Origin of the sequence: Micromonospora zingiberis (genome assembly GCF_004331455.1) — a bacterium.
Lineage (GTDB): Bacteria > Actinomycetota > Actinomycetes > Mycobacteriales > Micromonosporaceae > Micromonospora > Micromonospora zingiberis.
In genome coordinates this window covers 602,191-616,070 of the sequence record NZ_SJJR01000001.1, presented here as the reverse complement: position 1 = coordinate 616,070, position 13,880 = coordinate 602,191, and the positions used below count along the sequence as shown (strand labels likewise).

Sequence of the window (13,880 nt, the reverse complement as noted above, 5' to 3'; positions counted from 1 at the left end):
CCGGGGAACGAGAGCCGTCGATCGACGGATGGACAATTATTAAGTTTGTTTACTGTGGATGTCCAGTGTCCGCGTCACCGGTGGCGGGACGGTTCGGCGGCAGGCTCCCTCGTGGACGGTTGCGGAAAGTGTCGTACCCGGCACCGACGATGTATTCATGGCTGTCCCCGCCCTCACCCCGCGCAACACCCCGCCGCGCTCGCTGCCGTTGCGCGAGGCGCGCACCCGACTGAGTCAGCTCGTCGCGATGGCGGAGCTGACCGACACCGTCACCGTGGTAACCCGCGATGGCGACGCCCGGCCGGTCGCCGCCATCGTGCCGGCCGACGCCGCCCGCAGTGCGGCTCAGGCTCGCGCCGACGCCGACCGGCTCGCCGAGGTGACCGCAGGCTGGGCCCGGCGCCTCGAAGCGCAGCGCGAGCAGGCCGGTCGCCGGCACGCCGCCGAGTTGCGGGCGATGCGAGCGGCGCTCGCCGAGGTGTGGGCCGAGTTGGAGCGGCGGGCCGCGCCGGGAGATCCCGAGTTGGCCCGACTGCGTGCGGCGCACGCGGACCGCCTCGCCGGCTGACCTCCGGTCGTCGGGTCCGCCAGCATCTCGCTTAGGTAACTGTGGGTCACCTGGTGGTGCCGGTCGGCCACAATAGACCCTCACGGCAGGTCGTATCCGGGGGTGACGATGGGCGAGTCAGAAGCACCGGCCGGCGGCGCGCTCCCGCCGCGGTCCGCCACCCCTGGCCCGACGGCCCGAATTCGGCGGCTGCGCCTCGTCGCGCTGCTCATCCTGCTGGTGGTGGCTGCGGTCACGGTGGTGCGGGTGGTCAGCGTGGTCGGCCCGCCCAGCCGTGAGCAACTGCGGGAACGGGCCGGGCTGACCGGCAAGCAGGAACTGCTCATCGGCGTCAAGGACGACCAGCCAGGGGTGTCGCAGCTGCTGGAGAACGGGGCGTTCGCGGGCTTCGACATCGAGATCGCCTACATGATCGCCGAGGATCTCGGATTCGACGCGCCACGGGTGCGGTTCCTGCCCATCGAGAGCGAGGACCGGGCCCGCCGGCAGGCTCTCGTCCCCGGTGAGTCCCGCTACGTCACCGTCGACCTGGTCATCGCCTCCTACAGCATCACCGAGAGGCGTCGGCAGCAGGGCGTGATCTTCTCCGCGCCCTACCTACAGACCGAACAGTCGGTGGTCACCCGAGCCGACAGCGACCTGCGGCCGACCACCTTCACCGATCTCGCCGGTCGGAAGGTCTGCACGCTGGCGACCTCGACGGCCGAGCAGAACCTGGCCGCGGCCGGCGCCCAGGCCCACGGCCGCAACCGGATCCGCCAGTGCATCCAGGAGTTGTACGACGGCGAGGTCGACGCGGTCACCACCGATGCGGCGATCCTGGCCGGCTTCGTGGCTCCGCCGCCGGTCGGCGAGGCGCCGCCGGCCAGCAAGCTGACCAACCCCAAGCCGTTGCGTCACTTCGACATCGGCGCCGACGGCGACGAGCTGTGGGGCGTCAACACCGGGCCCAACCCGGCCATGCGTGACCTGGTCAATCTCTCGTTGGAGGAGGCGCGTACCGGCCACAACGGCAAGCGCTGGCGGGCCGCCTTCGACCGGTACTTCGGCCACGCGCAACAGTACAACGACGAGCAGCAGGTCGCGGTCGACCGGCAACCGCCGCCCGGACCGGCGGACAAGGTGGAGGTGCGACAGTGGCCATGGGAGAGGTCCGCATGGCGGCACCCGAACCAACCACGGCCGGGGCTGTCGCCCGTCGCCGCCCGGGTGCGCGCCAGACGCAGCAGTGGCTGCTGACCCTGCTGCCCGCCTTCCCGCTGCTGCTGCTGGTGCTGCGGCTGTGGCGGCTCAGCCGGCAGGACATGTCGACGATGCTGCTGCTCGTGCAGTACGTCAGCCCGCTCGGGTTGCTCAGCGCGCTGCTCATCGCCCTGGTCTGGGCGGTGCCGCTGGTGGTGCTGGTGCCGGTGGTGCTCGGCCGACTGTTGCAGGTCAGCGCACCGGACCGGTTCGACCCGGAGCGGTCGCTGCTCGCCTACGCGGCGGCGCGTACGCCGGGCTGGGTGTTGGTGGTGACGGCCGCGCTCGCCGCCCTCACCTGGCAACTGCGGTTCCTGCCGGCCCTGCTGATGTTGCTGGTGTGGCTGGTCGCCCTGCACACCCGCAGTCGCTACCCCGACCGGCCGCGACTGCTGGTGGCCACCGGTCTGGTCGTGCCGGTCGTCGTCGCGGCGGCTGGCTACGCCTGGCTCGCCCCGGCCATCCGGGCGGCGGTCGGGCACGGGGAACTGGCCACCGCCCTGCTGCTGGCGCTCCCGCCGGCCGGCGCGCTGGTGCTGACCGGCCCGGTGCCGGCGCGGATGGCCCCGGCGGTGACCCGGACGGTCATCTACGCCGTCGGCGCGCTGATGCCACTGCTGACCGGCGCGGTGTTCCTGCGCGTCCCGCTGCTGCCCGCGGTGGCCGTCGAGGTCGGTCAGCCGGAGACCCAGGAGGTGGTGCTGGGCGAGGCGGTGACGGTCACCGACCGGATGACCATCGTGCTGAGCCGCGGCGGCGAGGTCCGCTTCCTACCCAATGACGACGTCCGGGCGCAGGTGCTCTGCCCGGACGCGGGTCGGGTGCCGAGCAGCCGGGTGGAGGTGGCCGGCTGGCCGGTGGAGGACACCGCGTTGGAATGGCTCATGCCGCGCCGGCCGGTCGGCGCGCCGGACCCGCGCTGCGGCGGTCTGGTGCCGTTGCCATCACCATCGACAACGCCACCGCCACCGCCACCGACAACGCCACCGCCACCGCCACCGCCATCGCCACCGCCATCGACCTCGCCGTCGGCGTCAGCGGGGCCGTGATCGTCCCTTGAGACGCCGGCCCAGCTCGCGGGCGATCTCGCGGTCCGCGTCGCGGGCGGCGAGCACCTGCCGCTTGTCGTACGACCTGCGCCCCTTGGCCACGGCGAGTTCGACCTTGGCCCAGCCACCGGAGAAGTACATCGACAGTGGCACGAGGGTGAAGCCGCCCTCCCGGATCTGCGCCAGGATCCGGGCGATCTCCACCCGGCGCAGCAGCAGCTTGCGGGTCCGGCGGGGGGCATGGTTGGTCCAGGTGCCGTAGGCGTACTCGGCGATGTGCAGGCCGTACAGCATGATCTCCCCGTCACGTTCCTGGGCGAAGGCGTCGACCAGCGACACGCGGCCCGCTCGCAGCGACTTGACCTCGGTGCCGGCCAGCACGATCCCGGCCTCGTACGTCTTGAGGATGGTGTAGTCGTGCCGGGCCTTGCGGTTCGACGCGATCAACGTCGGCTCGGGGCGACGGGAGGTGCTCACCCGGCGAAGGATATCCGCTGCCCGGACGCCGATCGGGTGGCCGTTGCGGTGCCGGCTCAGCGGTGCCGGCTCAGCGGTGCCGGGTCCGCAGCCGGCCGGCCAGATCCGTTACCGCAGCGGTGAATCGGGAATCGGCCTCGCCGGGCCAGTGCCCGGTGATCTGCGGCGGCACGCTGTCCCCCGGTGGGGGAACCACGTCCGCCGGGTCGCGTAGTCGTCGATCGACCGTGCCCGGCGGCCCGGGCGTCACCGGTTCCCGGCCCGGCCGGTGGGGTGAGAAGACCCAGCCGCCGATCGGATCGGTGTCCCGCCACAGGTTCACCCACCGCCAGTTCACCCGCTCGCCCACCTCGCGTAGCACCTCCTCGTCGACGTACGCGGGAAACAACCGCCCGTACAGCCGGCGCAGCGGTGACCCGTACGTGAGCAGGGCCAGATGGCCGCAGACCTGGTGGGGTAGCTGCAACACCGTGGCGGCGAGCAGCACCGCGCCGTGGCTGTGTCCGGTCAGCAGTACGCCGTGACCCTGTTCGGTGAGGTAGGTGATCCGTCGGCTCAGCTCGGGCACCGCCCGCTCCGCGTAGCAGGGCGGCGCGAACGGGTGTGCCGCCCGGGGCCAGAAGGTACCCAGGTCCCACAGCACACCGACGTACCGGCGGAACTCGGCCGTGCGGTAGGCGAAGATCCCCCCGATGAGCAGGCCGAGTACCACGACCGCGATGAGGAAGCTGCCCACCTGGATGCCGAAGTTCGTCGCGGCTTCCGGTATCCCGGTGAGCCGCTCCACGACCTCGCCGGGGGAGATCTGCAACATGCCGAGCGTGATGGTGGGCAGGCCCGCGCCGACCATGCAGGCGTAGACCACCGCGAGGATCTCCAGGCGTTCGGTGAACCGGGCTCGCGCGATGGTCCGTTCGACCTGGCGCAACCGGTAGCGGGCGGCGGGCGGGGCGTCGGGGAAGTCCCGGGCCACGGTGGCGCGGGCGGTACGCATTCGCGCGGATCGGCTGGCCAGGGTCACCACCACCGCGCCGATCAGCACGGTCGCGGCGGCCACGAGGAACACGAAGATGGCCCATTTGAAGCCCAGCGGGGCGGAGATGTCCCGCTCGCCGTCGGCTGCGGCGCGGCGGTTGAGCAGGTCCGCGACCCGGAAAACGAGGTCCGCGGAGAGGGCGATCGCCAGACCGGTGGCGACGGCGGCGATGACCGGGGCCCCGAGCCCCTGCAACGGTCCCGACCCGAGCCCGTCGCAGCCGAAACCACGCCGCATCTCGTCGGTGTCGACCCCGCTGGCCGGCCCGGCGGGTCCACCCGCCGCGGTCGCGCCGCGACGCAGTTGGCCGCGGCTGGCGAAGACCATCACGCCGAGCACGAAGAGCAGGATCGTCTGCGAGAGGATGACCAGGCTGCCCAGCATGCTGTAGCCGGGCAGGCCCACGTGTGGTCGCCAGGGCGTCGGGTCGACCGCCAGCACGACGAGGACCAGTGCGGTGAGCACGCAGGCGGCCGTACGCAGACCGGCGCAGACGCGGTCCACCGGTCCGCTGTCCGGGGCGTCGATCCAGCAGTGTGCGCAGATCAGCGCGACACAGGCGCCGAGCATCGCGCCGGCGACGACACCGAGTACGACGCTCACGGCCGAGGCGCCCGAGTAGATCCGGGCGATGAGCAGGCCGGTGCTCAGGGTGACGAAGCCGGCGGCGACGTGCACCGAGCGCAGGCGGCCCACCACCGGTGCGCTGTCCCACTGGCCCACGGCGCTGAGTTGGTGCGGCCCGGAGCCGTTGGTGGTCGTGTGGAAGGCGTCGAAATTGCGCCCCGGTCGTACGCCGAGCCGCCAGACCAGCGTCAGGGCGGCGGCCGGTGCCACGGCGAGCACCGCCAGGCGTAGGCCGGTGGGTCGACCGCCGAGCCAGGACAACCACGGTCGGCCCGTCAGGCAGGTCGGGTTCGACATGCATCGGGCGGCGACCAGGTCCAGCGCGACGCCCATCGCGGCGAGCACGTACAGCATGGTGAGAGTGAGGGCGAGCAGCCGGCACACCGCCTTGAGCCCCGCGCCGGAGGTGCCCCGGGCCGCCGGTCGCATCCAGATCGCGACGTTGCAGAGCATGAAGGGCAGCAGGAACACCAGCGACAACGTTCGGACGGTGGTCCCGGAGGGCAGATCGCTCCAGCGGTACGCCTCCAGGGTCACCCCGGCCGGGCCCTCGGCGTCCGGGTAGCCGGGACGCGGACGGTAGAACCCGCCGCTGCCGTCCCCGGCCACCTGGTAGCTGTGCGGGCGGTCCAGGATCTGCTCGGCCCCGGCACCGGAGACGCCGTGCACCCGCAGCTCCACGACGTCGTCGGTTGGCTGCGGTCCGCTGGTCATTCGTCCCCCGGGTGGTGTCTGCCGGCCGGAGCCGCCTGGATCCGTCCGGACCTGCGGCATGGCGTCGCCGTCTACCCGTCCCGACGCCGGTCACGCCTGCGCCCGGTGTGGCCGATGCGTCGGCAGCGAAGCGGCACCCGGAGGCCGGATCGGGCACGGGAGTCTTGAAATCCTAGTTTCCCGGTAGGAATATAGGTCTACGTTCGTCCGGACCCCCTTCCATCGACGGGCGGTCGCCCCCCGCTGACCTTCGAAAGAGACATCCATGACCAAGCAGCAACCTCCCACCTCGCCCACCGCCCCCGAGAGCCGGTTCGCCATCAACGAGGACTGGGCCGCCACGATCCTGGGCCTTGCCCTGCTCGGCCTGGTCCTGGCCGGTGCGATTCCCGCCGGGCTGGTGCCCTGATGACCGCCGACACGACCCGGCCGGCGCCGGACACCGAGACTCCGACCACACCGCCACCGGCGACCGGACCGCAAGCCACCGGCGTTGAGCCGGCCGAGCGCCCCGCCACCACCGAGCCCACCCCGCCACCGGCCACCACCGAGCCAGCCCAGTCACCGGCCGATCCGGCGGCGGTACCGCCCGGTGCGGCCGGCCGCTCGGGCGCGTTCTGGGCCTGGACCGCCGCCGGGCTGCTGGTGGTCCTGTTCCTCGCCGCGCTGACCCGCTACCTCGAACAGAACGTGCCCGAGTGGGCGGCCGGCACCGCGCTGGAGGACATCGGTGCGGCGATCGAGTACCCCGTCTACGCCATCCTGCTCGGCCTGCTCGGCAACCTCGTGGTCACGCTGACCGGGCTGCGCGACCGCATCGCCGCCGCCTTCCGTACCGAGTTCTTCATCAAGACCGGACTGGTGCTGCTCGGCGCCTCGATCAACCTGGCCGTCATCGCCAGCGCCGCCGGGCCGGCCATCGCCCAGGCGATCCTGCTGATCAGCGGGGTGTTCCTGTTCACCTGGTGGCTGGCCGGGCGGCTCGGCCTGGACGACAAGCTGCGCGCCCTGCTCGCCTCCGCAGTGTCGATCTGCGGGGTCAGCGCGGCCATCGCCGCCGCCGGGGCGGTCCGCGCCCGCCGCGAGCAGCTCGCCTACACGGCCAGCCTGGTGATTGTCTTCGCCCTGCCGTCGATCTTCCTGCTGCCCTGGCTGGCCGACGTGCTCGGCCTGGAGTCGGCGGTGGCCGGCGCCTGGATCGGTGGCAACATCGACACCACCGCCGCGGTCACCGCCGCCGGGGCGCTGGCCGGCGAGGAAGCCCTACAGATCGCCAGCATCGTCAAGGTGACCCAGAACGCGCTGATGGGCGTGGTCGCGGTGGCGCTCACCGCCTACTTCGCACTGCACGTCGAGCGGCAGGCGGGCGCGGCCCGCCCGGGGCTGGGCGAGCTGTGGCGCCGCTTCCCGAAGTTCGTCCTCGGCTTCGTCGCGGCATCGGTGATCGCCACCTGGTACCTGAACGCGGCCGGGGCGGACGGCAAGGCCACCATCGCGATCGTCAACGACCTGCGAGTCTGGTTCTTCATCCTGGCCTTCGTCAGCATCGGCCTGGAGGTCCGGGTGTCGGCACTGCGGCAGGCCGGATGGCGCCCCGTCGTCGTGTTCGGTGGCGCCACGGTGTTCAACCTGGTTCTCGCGCTCGGTCTGGCCTCGCTGCTGTTCGCCGGCTTCTCCACGAACTGAGCGCCGGCCGCCACGCCAGGTTGATCGACTCGGTTCCGGCGGAATGGTGGACTTCTGGCGCCCGGGATACCGCCATCTCGCCGGAACGGCGAGCCGATCTGCGGCCCGCCGAGGGGAGCCGCTGACGGCGACGGCCCGGAACTGGATCCCTTGACTCCAGTTTCGGGCCGTCGCCGGCTGGGCGACGGTGCGGGGTGTGGTCAGGTCAGCCAGCCGAGGAACCGTCGGTGCAGCACCGCCTGAGTTGCGGTGCCGTGGTTCAGGTGGACCTCCGGCCTCAGGTGGGTACACCGAGTCGATCGAGCAGGCGGCGGCGTAGCGCGCCGAAGGCGGGGTCGTCGGGAGTCCGGGTCGGGCCGAGGGGCACGGCCAGTTCTTCGGCGATGACGCCGTGTTCGAGTACGAGAAGCCGGTCGGCGAGCAGCAGCGCCTCGTCCACGTCATGGGTGACCAGCAGCGCGGCGAAGCCGTGCTCGGCGCGCAACCGGCGCAGCAGGCCCTGCATACGCAGCCGGGTGAGGGCGTCGAGCGCGCCGAACGGTTCGTCGAGCAGCAGTAGGTCCGGCTCCCGGATCAGGGCCCGTGCGACCGCGACCCGCTGCGCCTGCCCGCCGGAGAGTTCGGCGGGCCAGGCCCGGTGCCGCTCGGCGAGGCCGACCTCGGCCAGTGCCCGGGCGACCCGGTCGGTCACGTCCGGACCGGACAGTCCGAGTGCGACGTTGTCGGCGACCCGCTTCCAGGGCAGCAGCCGGTGTTCCTGGAAGACCACCGCCGTGGTGCCGCGCAGCACGATCTGGCCGGTGGCCTCCTGGTCGAGGCCGGCGAGCACCCGCAGCAGGGTGCTCTTGCCGGAGCCGCTGCCGCCGAGCAGGGCGACCACCTCGCCCGGCGCGATGTTCAGGCGTACGCCCGCCAGCACCGTGCTGGCACCGAACTGACGGCGTACGCCCGTGGCGGTGAGCACCGACGCGTGGCCGGTCAGGTCGCCCGAAGTCCCCGGCGCCATGCCAGCGTCCTCCTTTCCACAGTCCGGATGGCAACGTCGGAGAGCAGGCCGAGCAGGGCATAGACGAGCAGGCCGAGGACCACCACGTCGGTCTGGCTGAACTCGCGGGCCTCCATCATCAGGAAGCCGATCCCGGTCTGGGCGTTGACCTGCTCGCCGACCACGAGGCTGAGCCAGGCGGCGCCGATGGCCAGCCGCAGGCCGAGAAAGAGCGCGGGCAGCGCGCCGGGCAGCACCACGTGCCGTAGTCGGGCGACCGGCCCCAGCCCGCAGGTACGGGCCGCCTCGACCAGCCGTTCGTCGATGTCCCGAATGCCGGCGTAGGTGTTGAAGTAGAGCGGGAAGAAGGCACCGAGAGCAACCAGGCTGACCTTCAGCGACTCGCCGATGCCGACCCAGATGATGAGCAGCGGCACCAACCCGAGATGCGGCAGCATCCGGGCCATCTGCACCGGCGGGTCGACCAGGTCGTCGCCGATGCGGAGCAGTCCGGCGACGGCGCCGAGAAGCAGGGCGAGTCCGCCGCCGATGAGCAGACCGGTGCCGGCCCGGGTGAGCGAGTCGAGCAGGTGCGTCAGCAGGGTGCCGTCGCGGGTCAGCCGCCAACCGGTGGCCAGCACCGTGCTGGGCGCGGGCAGCTTCTCCGGGGCCAGCAGCCCGGACCGGGCCGCCAGCTCCCACCCGGCGACCAGCAGGACCGGGGTGGTGAGCCGGCGCCACGCCTGGGTGCGTCCGGGCCGCCGGGAGACGCCCGGTGCGACGGCCGGTGCCGCGACCGGCGCCGGTGGGATGACCGTCGCCCTGGTCACCGGAACACCTCGGTGAAGCGGCCGTCGACCCGCGCGCGGATGTCGACCGGGCCGGGGATCAGTTCGAGGGTGGCGAAGCCGTCCGCGATGGCCTGCAACTCGTCGCCCACCGCCGGCGTGACCGGTGCCAGGGCCCGGGCGCTGCGGGCCAGGGCCCGGCTGGTGACATCCTCGGGGATCTTCAGTTCCGGGGCGAGCACCGTGGCCCGTTCGACCGGGTTGGCGATGCCCCAGTCGGTGACCGTGCGGTACGTACGCAGGAACGCCTCGATCTGCGCGGACTTGTTCGTCAGCGCGTCCGGGTGGGCCAGCACGTACTCGCGGTTGCTGGCCAGGCCGGTGGCGTCGGCGAGGATCCGTACCCCGGGTCGCTCGGCGAGGGCGAAGTAGGGATCCCAGATCACCCAGGCGTCGACCTGCCCGTTGTCGAAGGCGGGCCGGCCCTCGGCGGGCTTGAGGTACTTGACGTTGATGTCCTGCAACGTCAGGTTGTTCGCGGCCAGCAGGCGGACCAGTAGCCAGTGCACGTTGGAGCCTTTGTTGAGCGCCACCGTGCGGCCCTTGAGGTCGGCGAAGGTACGCAGCCCGGAGTCCTCCTTGACCAGTACGGCCTCGCCCTGCGGTATCGGTTCCGAGGTCCCGATGATCTGGAACGGGATCTTGCCGGCGGCGGCGAAGATCGGTGGTGCCTCCCCGGTCTGGCCGAGGTCGATGGAACCGGCCTTGAGCGCCTCGGTCAGTGCCGGCCCACTCTCGAACAGCGACCACTCGACGTCCGGCGCCGCACCTCGGGCCTTGACCAGGCTCAGCCCGCCGAAGCGCTGGTAGCCGATGCGCAGTCGGGGCGTGTCGTCGTCTCCGCCGGCCGGTTGACCGCCGCAGCCGGTCAGCGCGCCGACGGCGACCAGGGCGAGCGCCGCCAGGGCGGCGATGACGCGGACTCGACGCGGGGCAGGGGTATGCATGCGGGCTCCTCGACAGCACGGGGGGATCGAGCGGACATCGATCGCCGTCCGCCGCCGACAGCCTACTAACCCGATAGGTTTTATGGGTAGCCTGCGCGGGTCGCCGTCCACATCGGACCGGTCGGACCAGCCACCGTCGTCCGGAGGATCGAGCCCTGCCGTTTCGTCCTGTCCGGACACCCCGACCTGGCCGTGCGCGTGCCCCAGCCCACCGGTATTCCGTTCGGCACGCCGCCGGTACCGGCCGGGCGTGGCTGGTCGAAGTGGCGGTTCAGCCGCGGTGGCGGGCGAAGAAGTCGGTCAGCACCTGGGTGTGCGTGGAGAAGGCCAGCTCGGTCGGCTCGGTCAGCACCAGCCACTCGGTGGCCTCCGGGGTCGGCGCCGATGCCGGTAGTTCCTCGACCGGGCGGGCCGGCAGCTCACCGAAGATCATTATCGTGCCGCCGGCCGGTGCGCTGTGCACCGCGACGAGTTCGGCCCCGCCCGGTTCGGCGGCCAGCCCGGTCTCCTCCCGTAGCTCGCGTACCAGGGCCTCAGGCCACTGCTCGCCGTACTCGATGAAGCCGCCCGGTAGTGCGAGCAGCCCACGGGCCGGCTCGATGGCGCGGCGGACGGCGACCACGCCGAGGCCGGCCGGGGTCAGCACCGGCAGCAACGCCACCGCGACGGGCAGCGGATTACGCCAGACCGTCTGGCCGCAATCGGCGCAGAGCCGGGGCCAACCGGCCTCCGCCGGATACGCCGTGCCGCAGTACGAGCAGTGCGAGTGGGCCACGCCGGTCATGCCGATGCACGTTACCGCCGCCGTCGTGCGACCACCGGACCCGGGTCAGCAATGCGGGACGGTGCTGGTCAGGGGACGGTGACGCGGGCATTGCCGATCGCGTCCATCCGGCCCCACCGCCCGGGGATGTCGAGCAGCTCGATCCGGCCGAACCGCTGCGGTATCGCGGGGTGCACCACCAGGTGCTCGCCGTACGGTTCGAGGCCGAGCAGGGTGCGCAGCAGCAGGAAGATGGCGCCGGTGGCGGATGCCTGCGGGCTGTTCGCCGCCGGATACGGCACCGGATACCGGGTCAGGTCCCGGTCGTAGCCGGCGAACGACTCCGGCATCCGCCCGGCGAAGTGCTGGGCGGCGTCGATGATGGTCTCGGCGATGACCCCGGCCTCCGCGACGAAGCCGTACCGGCGCAGTCCGGCGGCGATCAGCGAATTGTCGAACGGCCACACCGTGCCCAGGTGGTAGCCGAGCGGGTTGTACCTGGCCTGTCCCTTGCCCAGGGTCCGGACGCCCCAGCCGGAGAACAACCCGGGCCCGAGCAGGTGACCGGCCACCGCCGGGGCCCGGGACTCCTCCACGATGCCGCTCCACAGCAGGTGGCCCATGTTCGAGGCGAGGGCGTCGACCTGGTCACCGTCCGGACCGAGCGCCAGCGCGAAGTACTCGCCGTCGCGGATCCAGAAGTCCCGGTTGAACCGCTGCTTGAGCTCCGCCGCCTGCCGTTCCAGGCGGTCGGCGTACGCCGGGTCGCCCCAGAACTCGCGCGCCAGCCGGGCGCCGCGCCGCTTGGCGTCGTACGCGTAGCCCTGCAACTCACAGGTGGCCCGGGGCAGCCCGGGCAGCCGGCCGTCGCGGTAGCAGATCGCCTCCGGCGAGTCCTTCCAACAGTGGTTCATCGCGCCGGTTCGTTCGTTGCGGCGCTGGTACCAGACGTAGCCGTCGCCGCGTAGGTCGGCGTACTCGTCGATCCAGTGCAGGGCCGCGCGGGCCGCGTCCTCGAGGTTGCGGACCAGGTCGGCGTCGCCGGTCCAGCGTTCGTACTCGTCGAGCAGCACGACGAACAGCGGGGTGACGTCCGCACCGCCGTAGTACGGCGACTGGGGCCGCTCCTCGAAGGCGGCCATCTCCCCGTAGCGGAACTCGTTGAGCATCTTCCCGGGCTCCTCGTCCCGGAAGTCGTCGAGCACCATGCCCTGATCCAGGGCGAGCAGTCGCAGCGTGGTGGCGGCCATCCGGGGCACGAACGGCAGGGTCTGGTAGCAGGCGAGGATGGCATCGCGGCCGATGATGGTGGCCGACCAGGGCAGGCCGGCGGCGAGCATCGTCTCGTGTGGCAGCGCGAGCGGGGAGAACCGTAGGCCGGCGAGGTCCACCAGTCCGCGGTTGTAGGTCGTCGCCAGCGGCTCCCAGTCACACTCCAGCCGGGGCGCGTCGCTCAGCCACTGCCTCAGGTCATGGCGCAACTGGGCACCGACCTGGCCGTGCCCGTGCCGTAGCTGCTCGCGGATGTCGGCGCCGTCCGGGCGTAACACCATGCTCCTGACGTTCAGCGTGGTGCTCCACCGCGCCTGCCGGTCCACCCGGATCCGGTAGGTCAGCCCCTGGTCGTCGATGTCGGCCGGCTCGCTGGTCGAGACATCGGTGACCCGGTGGAACCTCTCCCGCTGGTAGCCCAGCCGCAGCCTGTCGTCGGACACCTGCCGGTAGCCGCGCAAGCTCGACGCGTGCGGCCAGACCACGTTGTAGATCGGCGCGAAGTCGCTGTCGATGTCGAGACGTACGACGTAGTCGACCGGCTCGCCGGTGTGGTTGAGCACAGTCAGCCGTTCGGTGAAGCTGCTGTCGGAGATCCACCGGTCGCGGATGACCGAGACCTTCGCGTCGACGTAGTGGGTCGGATTACCGGGGACCAGGAAGAACCGGATCTCGTAGTAGCTCGGCTCGTGGATCGCCAGTGGGTGCAACCGCTCTCCGTCGAGGCTCAGCCGCCAGGTGGAGAGGAAGCGGGTGTCGAAGGCGAAGAACCCGCTCGGACTGGTCGGGCTGAAGGCCATGTCCCCGTTGTCCTCGCTGAGCGCGAAGATGTTGCCGTCGAGGATGCGCACCATCTTCTTCATCGTGGCTCCCGGTCGCCCGCCGGCCACTGTCGGGCGGCCAGGGCCCGGGGGTGGCGGGCTCCCGGCGGTGGGGCGAACAGGCGCTCAAGCATGATCACCCAGCGGAACTCGCCATCCGCGGTGAAGTCGTTGCGCAGCCACGCCGGCAGTGGTTTGACCTCGCCGTGCGCCATCCGGAGGAAGAGCGGCTCATCGGCGCGGATCACGGTGTCGGCGTCCGCCACGCCGCCCTGGGAGACGGTGACCCGACCCTGCTCGATGGTGACCAGCCAATGGTCGACACCGTCGGGGCGGACCAGGTCGAAGCGAACGCTGCCGGAGACCTGCCGCAGCATCCGACCCCCGCCGTGGGCGAGGGCGTCGAAGAACGCACGTACGGACTCCGACATCGCACCACCTCCAAGGGTTGCGACCCGGCGGCGATTGGCAGCGGAGGACCGAATCGGTGGGCGGCGTCGACCTGGCTCGGCTCCGCCACTGTATGTCACCTTAGCGTCTTTGATCCGCTTTCGGGGCTGCTCTGTCAGGGCACCCCTCTCCCGGCGCTGGTGGTGGGGGGCGTCGACTTCCCGCCGGCGGCGTCGGGCGGTCGTGGATATGCCATTGGGCTTGCGCCATGGGTGGGTCTATGGTGGTTCGATGTACCCCGCCGCGTTGCTGGACCGCGTCGCCGTCGTCACGGCGACGCTGGTGTCGGCTGCGGCGACCCGTCCGGTGTGGGTTTCCGGGCAGGCCGGTCACGGCCAGCCGAGCCCCGCCGGCCGGAGCCCTCCGGTAGTCGTCCATCCACGCAGGGACGACCA

Annotated in this window: 13 protein-coding genes; 5 read left to right on the top strand and 8 right to left on the bottom strand. The window is 71.7% G+C overall.

The annotated features are described in order from the left end of the window. Window positions 1-157: 157 nt before the first annotated feature. The 3 genes from E0H26_RS02720 to E0H26_RS02710 all read left to right on the top strand — a co-directional run bounded on the left by E0H26_RS02720 (window position 158) and on the right by E0H26_RS02710 (window position 2,859). Complete coding sequence (locus E0H26_RS02720; RefSeq protein WP_131300347.1) at window positions 158-568, top strand: type II toxin-antitoxin system Phd/YefM family antitoxin; 411 nt, start codon at window positions 158-160, stop codon at window positions 566-568. Window positions 569-676: 108 nt separating this feature from the next. Continuing rightward, window positions 677-1,807 carry a transporter substrate-binding domain-containing protein gene (locus tag E0H26_RS02715; protein ID WP_240741980.1) on the top strand — a complete coding sequence of 377 codons (1,131 nt, stop codon included), beginning with the start codon at window positions 677-679 and terminating at the stop codon, window positions 1,805-1,807. Then, entirely contained in the window at window positions 1,711-2,859 is a 1,149-nt protein-coding gene (locus E0H26_RS02710; protein ID WP_240741979.1) for a hypothetical protein, read from the top strand. The genes E0H26_RS02715 and E0H26_RS02710 overlap by 97 nt, the downstream gene beginning before the upstream one ends. On the opposite strand, the gene smpB is transcribed toward E0H26_RS02710, so the two are convergent. Together smpB and E0H26_RS02700 are read right to left on the bottom strand one after the other, a co-directional pair. Further along, the gene (gene smpB, locus E0H26_RS02705) at window positions 2,845-3,336 is read right to left on the bottom strand and encodes an SsrA-binding protein SmpB (RefSeq protein ID WP_131300345.1); all 492 of its coding nucleotides are present in this window, start codon (window positions 3,334-3,336) and stop codon (window positions 2,845-2,847) included. The genes E0H26_RS02710 and smpB overlap by 15 nt on opposite strands. Window positions 3,337-3,406: 70 nt before the next feature. Beyond that, window positions 3,407-5,713, bottom strand: coding sequence for a hypothetical protein (locus tag E0H26_RS02700; protein WP_131300343.1), 2,307 nt, complete (start codon window positions 5,711-5,713; stop codon window positions 3,407-3,409). A gap of 265 nt (window positions 5,714-5,978) precedes the next feature. On the opposite strand from E0H26_RS02700, the gene E0H26_RS29095 reads away from it, so the two are divergent. Both E0H26_RS29095 and E0H26_RS02695 read left to right on the top strand, forming a co-directional pair. After that, window positions 5,979-6,122, top strand: coding sequence for a hypothetical protein (locus E0H26_RS29095; protein WP_165521739.1), 144 nt, complete (start codon window positions 5,979-5,981; stop codon window positions 6,120-6,122). Then, window positions 6,122-7,399, top strand: a complete 1,278-nt coding sequence (locus E0H26_RS02695) for a YeiH family protein (RefSeq protein WP_240741978.1) — start codon at window positions 6,122-6,124, stop codon at window positions 7,397-7,399. Before E0H26_RS29095 ends, E0H26_RS02695 begins: the two co-directional genes overlap by 1 nt. A gap of 277 nt (window positions 7,400-7,676) precedes the next feature. Here E0H26_RS02695 and E0H26_RS02690 read toward each other — a convergent pair whose 3' ends face one another. The 6 genes from E0H26_RS02690 to E0H26_RS02665 all read right to left on the bottom strand — a co-directional run bounded on the left by E0H26_RS02690 (window position 7,677) and on the right by E0H26_RS02665 (window position 13,466). After that, window positions 7,677-8,405: an ABC transporter ATP-binding protein gene (locus E0H26_RS02690; protein WP_131300341.1), complete on the bottom strand. Its 729-nt coding sequence runs from the start codon at window positions 8,403-8,405 to the stop codon at window positions 7,677-7,679. Then, a complete protein-coding gene (locus E0H26_RS02685; protein WP_131300339.1) occupies window positions 8,378-9,214 on the bottom strand; it encodes an ABC transporter permease in 837 nt (278 codons plus the stop codon). The genes E0H26_RS02690 and E0H26_RS02685 overlap by 28 nt, the downstream gene beginning before the upstream one ends. Beyond that, window positions 9,211-10,179, bottom strand: coding sequence for an aliphatic sulfonate ABC transporter substrate-binding protein (locus E0H26_RS02680; RefSeq protein ID WP_131300337.1), 969 nt, complete (start codon window positions 10,177-10,179; stop codon window positions 9,211-9,213). The genes E0H26_RS02685 and E0H26_RS02680 overlap by 4 nt, the downstream gene beginning before the upstream one ends. Window positions 10,180-10,450: 271 nt before the next feature. Then, window positions 10,451-10,963, bottom strand: a complete 513-nt coding sequence (locus tag E0H26_RS02675) for an NUDIX domain-containing protein (protein WP_131300335.1) — start codon at window positions 10,961-10,963, stop codon at window positions 10,451-10,453. A gap of 68 nt (window positions 10,964-11,031) precedes the next feature. Further along, window positions 11,032-13,077, bottom strand: coding sequence for an amylo-alpha-1,6-glucosidase (locus E0H26_RS02670; RefSeq protein ID WP_131300333.1), 2,046 nt, complete (start codon window positions 13,075-13,077; stop codon window positions 11,032-11,034). Next, window positions 13,074-13,466 carry an SCP2 sterol-binding domain-containing protein gene (locus E0H26_RS02665; protein WP_131300331.1) on the bottom strand — a complete coding sequence of 131 codons (393 nt, stop codon included), beginning with the start codon at window positions 13,464-13,466 and terminating at the stop codon, window positions 13,074-13,076. Before E0H26_RS02665 ends, E0H26_RS02670 begins: the two co-directional genes overlap by 4 nt. Between the last annotated feature and the right edge of the window lie 414 nt (window positions 13,467-13,880).

Bases quoted from the DNA above. Each gene is read 5' to 3' on its own strand.
- E0H26_RS29095 (WP_165521739.1), top strand. From the start codon at position 5,979: ATGACCAAGCAGCAACCTCCCACCTCGCCCACCGCCCCCGAGAGCCGG.
- E0H26_RS02700 (WP_131300343.1), bottom strand. From the start codon at position 5,713: ATGACCAGCGGACCGCAGCCAACCGACGACGTCGTGGAGCTGCGGGTG.
- E0H26_RS02675 (WP_131300335.1), bottom strand. From the start codon at position 10,963: ATGACCGGCGTGGCCCACTCGCACTGCTCGTACTGCGGCACGGCGTAT.
- E0H26_RS02670 (WP_131300333.1), bottom strand. From the start codon at position 13,077: ATGAAGAAGATGGTGCGCATCCTCGACGGCAACATCTTCGCGCTCAGC.
- E0H26_RS02680 (WP_131300337.1), bottom strand. From the start codon at position 10,179: ATGCATACCCCTGCCCCGCGTCGAGTCCGCGTCATCGCCGCCCTGGCG.
- E0H26_RS02720 (WP_131300347.1), top strand. From the start codon at position 158: ATGGCTGTCCCCGCCCTCACCCCGCGCAACACCCCGCCGCGCTCGCTG.
- E0H26_RS02695 (WP_240741978.1), top strand. From the start codon at position 6,122: ATGACCGCCGACACGACCCGGCCGGCGCCGGACACCGAGACTCCGACC.
- E0H26_RS02665 (WP_131300331.1), bottom strand. From the start codon at position 13,466: ATGTCGGAGTCCGTACGTGCGTTCTTCGACGCCCTCGCCCACGGCGGG.
- E0H26_RS02715 (WP_240741980.1), top strand. From the start codon at position 677: ATGGGCGAGTCAGAAGCACCGGCCGGCGGCGCGCTCCCGCCGCGGTCC.
- E0H26_RS02710 (WP_240741979.1), top strand. From the start codon at position 1,711: ATGGGAGAGGTCCGCATGGCGGCACCCGAACCAACCACGGCCGGGGCT.
- E0H26_RS02690 (WP_131300341.1), bottom strand. From the start codon at position 8,405: ATGGCGCCGGGGACTTCGGGCGACCTGACCGGCCACGCGTCGGTGCTC.